At 33.5% G+C, this 4407-nt stretch carries 4 protein-coding genes; 2 read left to right on the top strand and 2 right to left on the bottom strand.

Annotation, left to right across the window (positions count from 1 at the left end):
* Positions 1 to 111: 111 nt before the first annotated feature.
* Both M2475_RS11240 and M2475_RS11235 read right to left on the bottom strand, forming a co-directional pair.
* Positions 112 to 1461, bottom strand: coding sequence for a penicillin-binding transpeptidase domain-containing protein (locus M2475_RS11240; RefSeq protein WP_277491619.1), 1350 nt, complete (start codon positions 1459 to 1461; stop codon positions 112 to 114).
* 3 nt (positions 1462 to 1464) lie between these two features.
* On the bottom strand, positions 1465 to 3216 hold the full coding sequence (locus M2475_RS11235; protein ID WP_277491616.1) for an FtsW/RodA/SpoVE family cell cycle protein: 1752 nt from the start codon (positions 3214 to 3216) through the stop codon (positions 1465 to 1467).
* Positions 3217 to 3371: 155 nt separating this feature from the next.
* Here M2475_RS11235 and M2475_RS11230 point away from each other — a divergent pair, with 155 nt between their 5' ends.
* Positions 3372 to 4070 (top strand): class I SAM-dependent methyltransferase, encoded by a 699-nt coding sequence (locus M2475_RS11230; RefSeq protein ID WP_277491614.1) that lies wholly within the window; start codon positions 3372 to 3374, stop codon positions 4068 to 4070.
* Positions 4028 to 4294 (top strand): YkoF family thiamine/hydroxymethylpyrimidine-binding protein, encoded by a 267-nt coding sequence (locus tag M2475_RS11225; protein ID WP_277491613.1) that lies wholly within the window; start codon positions 4028 to 4030, stop codon positions 4292 to 4294. The genes M2475_RS11230 and M2475_RS11225 overlap by 43 nt, the downstream gene beginning before the upstream one ends.
* Positions 4295 to 4407: the final 113 nt, after the last annotated feature.

The following is a 4407-nucleotide window of genomic DNA, read 5'->3' as shown; positions in this document are numbered from 1 at the left end:
TTCTTTCGTAATATATATTTATTTTGTCTTCTTCTGTTAGTTTCATATAAAAACCGACTCCTTTCTTGGCTTTCCAAGTTTTTGGGGTCGGTTCATGATTCATGTCCTTTTTTACTTATCCATAATACTAGCTGCACGCTGAAGTACAGTAGATGCTACATTTATTGAAGAAGAAACACCTCCATCATTTTCTACGATTACCACAAAAGCCAATGGTGTCTGTTCAGCATTTGAAAATCCTACAAACCAAGAATGTGGATCCCCTTCTTCTACTTCTGCAGTACCACTCTTAGCACCAACTTCTAAATCTGGAAAATTCCATTCTCCATAATTTGATATGGTATTATTACGCATTAACTCTTTTAATTGATTCGCTACATCTTCCTCCATGATTCGCTCACCATCATCTGAAATATTTATTGAAGATAAAAATGATCCTTCTTCAATATAATATGGTTTTTTCATAACTCCACCATTTGCAATAGCACCACAAAACATCATATATTGCATTGGATCTACCATGGTTGTATACTGTCCTATCCCAGCCCATGCAAGGTTTACATTGTCTGCATCAGCAACATTGAAGCGACCAGCAGAAGTTCTTACTCCATCAATTGTATAGGTAGAGGTAATGCCTACCTTCTTCGCATATTCTTCCAATGTATCATTCCCTACTTGAATAGCAATTCTTGCAAAAGCCGCATTACATGAATTTGCTAATGCCTGTTCAAATGTTTGTGTACCATGATATCCATTACATTCAATCCATTGTCCATCAATTTCAACACCTTGATGACAATCAAAAGTCTGTTCATAAATATCACTGATATTTTCAATAGCTGCATACGATGTAACAAGCTTCATAATCGAACCTGGAACAAACACACCATTCATTACACGATTGATATAAACCCCATCTACCGCATCTGCTGCACTAGGTGGATCATAAGGGTCATAAGAAGGTTTCGACACCATACAGAGCACTTCTCCTGTCTCATAATTATAGATACCAATCGCTCCGTTTTGCTCTCCAAGAGCTTGATATGCTAAAGCAGATAATTCCGCATTGATCGTTAAATGAATCGTATGATCCGAATCAGCTGCTCCAAATAAGCCATTCAATAAATCATAACCAATAAGTTTATCCCGTTTAGATGTTAAAACACCTGTTGTAATATTATCATCTTTATCACCAACCACATGTAAGGTTGATAGACGAGTAAAGAAATCATCTGCATAGGTTAACCCATTATTATCCGATTGTAGTAGTTTAACTTTATCAGATGAATACACATTTCCAGCAACCGTTAATTCACCATCATGATAAATATTTGCATTTGATGGATGTACTACCCATGTACTAGCAGATGTGAAATAATCATAAAAGAAAACAATTGCACACAATGAAAACACAACAATTAATATACTTAAATATCTTGCTCTTTTCGCAACTCTGTTCATTGTCTATTCCTCCTCAAACTCTACTGGAGTAGCAGCCTTATTTTTCTTTGGTTGTGCATAATTTAGAGCGGCTGTAATAAAGCTCAACAATCCCCAACTTCCTACCATACTAGATCCACCATTACTAATAAATGGTAATGTTACACCTGTGAAAGGTAAAACATCTAGAGCACCAAAAATATTTAATGATGTTTGAATCACAAACAATCCTGCTGCTGCACAAGCAGCAATTACATAATATGAAGATCGCGCAACTTTATGACTCCTAATTGCACTAATCATGAAAATAATGTATACCGCTGCAATAAAGATTGCAATAATTAATCCCCACTCTTCAATAATCATAGAGATTACAATATCACTATCCGCTGCAAAGATGGTTCTTGCAAACCCATTACCAGCACCTAAGCCTAACAATCCACCACTAGATAGCGCAATTAACGCCCTTGCTTGTTGTGACCCTGTGTCATAAATATGTGCCCATACATTGCGCCAAGTAGAAAATCTTTGCATGATATAAGGACGGAAGCTTAACACCATAAGCCCTCCTAAACCTGATACAATAAAGGTCATCAAAATCGCTTTAATATCACCAGATGTCATAAACATTAAAATGATAAATGTGAAAAAGAAAATCAAAGCTGTTCCAAAATCACCCATCAAAAACAACAACCCCACACACGCAACAGAATATACAATTAAATTCCGCAAGTTTTTTGTAGAAAACAGCCAATCTAAAGTTGCACTACTAGCAAAAATAAATAACACTTTCACAAATTCTGATGGCTGTATTGTAATGGGACCTAAAACAATCCAGTTCGTTTGCCCATTGATCGTTGAACCCAAAACAAGATTTGCCAATAACAAAAGAATAGATAATCCTGCTGCATAACGACGAAGTTTCATAATTTGATTTACATTTTTTAAAACAATACACAAAATACTATAAAATGCGATCCCCATAAAATAGGCACCTAATTGTTTAATTAAATCTCCAGGATTTGCACTTGCTATAACACAAAAGCCAAACGTTGTAAGAAAAAATGCCGCTGCTTCAGCACCTAAATTTTGAATCTTCAACATTCTAGCAATGATTTTAAATATCCATGGTGTCATAAATATAGATATAAAAACAATCCAAAGTGATGTAGTATATGCTTCATCAATTGTTAACTGCAATTGAATAAAAGCTAAAATCTGAAATATATTCAATAAGATAATCGCTTTATTATAATTACCTTCTTTTCTTCCAATAAAGTTAATTTTATCTTTTATTCTAGTAGTGAACTTCTTTTCTTTTCTTCGTAGTTCCTCTTCATATTCACGAGCATCCATAAAAGTCGATGGCATAATTTTAACTCTAACCCCAGCTAAAATCACCTCATCATCCATTTTTATTTCCGTTTCCTCATTTGCCTCTTTGCCATTTACCAATACTCCACCTTTTGATTTTGTATCCGTAATTTTCCAATACCCATTATCTTTCATAGTTAAAACAGCATGTTGTCTAGAAATAGATGGCAAATTAATAACTACATCACAAGCATTTGAACGACCAATCGTCATCTCATAATGTGTAACAGGGATTTTAATCCCAGCATCTTCTATCTCTAAAACCGCAAGCAATTTTTGTTTTTCTTGTCGATATAACATCAACCGCTTTATTTCCCTGAATAAAAGTAAAACTAATAAAACAAAAACAAAACGTACAGGTACTAAATAATATGTATTTAAAAAGTCTTTGATAAAATCCATATCTACACCTTTCTTTCTAAATATTGTATATAAATGACAACAAAAATACAAGCCTATGCAAAATAACAAAAATGTGAAATTCCCTAAATAACCTTCAAAAAAAATGTTACTATAATATTCTATGATATACTTTTAATAATTATGGGGAGAATATTATGATAAATAACAATACTATTTTTGATAAGTTTTCAAAAGATTATGATGCATGGTATAAAACTACAATGGGAAGTTTTGTTGATAAAGAAGAAAGTAATGCACTTTTTTCCTTACTCACTAAAAAGTCAAAAGCAAAAGTCTTAGACATTGGCTGTGGTACTGGAAACTTCACTTATAAGTTACACAAACTTGACTATCAAGTAACGGGAATTGATATTTCCAGGGAAATGTTACACATTGCTGAGCAAAAGAATACAACTCACAACATCCCTTTTCACTTAATGAACGGGGAATCTTTAGCCTTTGATGATCATACTTTTGATGCCATTATATCTGTTACAGCATTTGAATTCATGCCTTACCCTCAAGCAATATATGAGGAAATGAAACGCGTCGTAAAGCCCGATGGTCAAATTATCATTGGAACCATTCAAAAAGGAGGTAGCTGGGAACAACTTTACACTAGTGATATTTGTAAAGGAACCGCTTATGAAAGTGCTACTTTTAAAACCCTTGAGGATATTGTTAATTTAGATAGAGACCATTTTGTAGAAGCAAAAGAATGTTTGTTTCTACCTCCAACCTTAAATGAAGACCAATATACCGATACAATAAACAAGGAATATAAATCTAAAAATGTAAAAGGAGGTTTCGTATGCGTAAAGTTTCAAATGAATCATTCATCTCATGTCAAATAAGTTTCTATCCATTAGGAAAAAAAGCTTATACATCTGATATTGATAAAGTATTATCCCTTATCCAACATTCTGAACTCTCTTCAGAAATTACAGACATGGCAACAGTGATAAAAGGAACCAGCGAAGAAGTATATGCACTATTACAAAAAATAACTACTTTGATGAAAGATACTTCCTTTGTTATGAATGTTACTATATCAAACACTTGTGGATGCATACTATAAAAAAGGCAATACATTTTCTGAAGTGAACCCAATTAGTTGGACACAATAATTAAATAGTCGTTAAGGACTGATTCCTGAATTCCACAGGAGTTAGTCCTTTTAATGTTTTTGTT

The sequence above is a fragment of the Breznakia sp. PF5-3 genome (assembly GCF_029504745.1).
Taxonomy (GTDB): Bacteria; Bacillota_I; Bacilli_A; order Erysipelotrichales; family Erysipelotrichaceae; genus Breznakia.
The sequence above is the reverse complement of the archived record's forward strand: the minus strand, read 5'-3'. Positions and strand labels throughout refer to the sequence as shown.

Coding starts and splice junctions, on each gene's coding strand:
- M2475_RS11230 (WP_277491614.1), top strand. CDS start 3,372: ATGATAAATAACAATACTATTTTTGATAAGTTTTCAAAAGATTATGAT.
- M2475_RS11225 (WP_277491613.1), top strand. CDS start 4,028: ATGCGTAAAGTTTCAAATGAATCATTCATCTCATGTCAAATAAGTTTC.
- M2475_RS11240 (WP_277491619.1), bottom strand. CDS start 1,461: ATGAACAGAGTTGCGAAAAGAGCAAGATATTTAAGTATATTAATTGTT.
- M2475_RS11235 (WP_277491616.1), bottom strand. CDS start 3,216: ATGGATTTTATCAAAGACTTTTTAAATACATATTATTTAGTACCTGTA.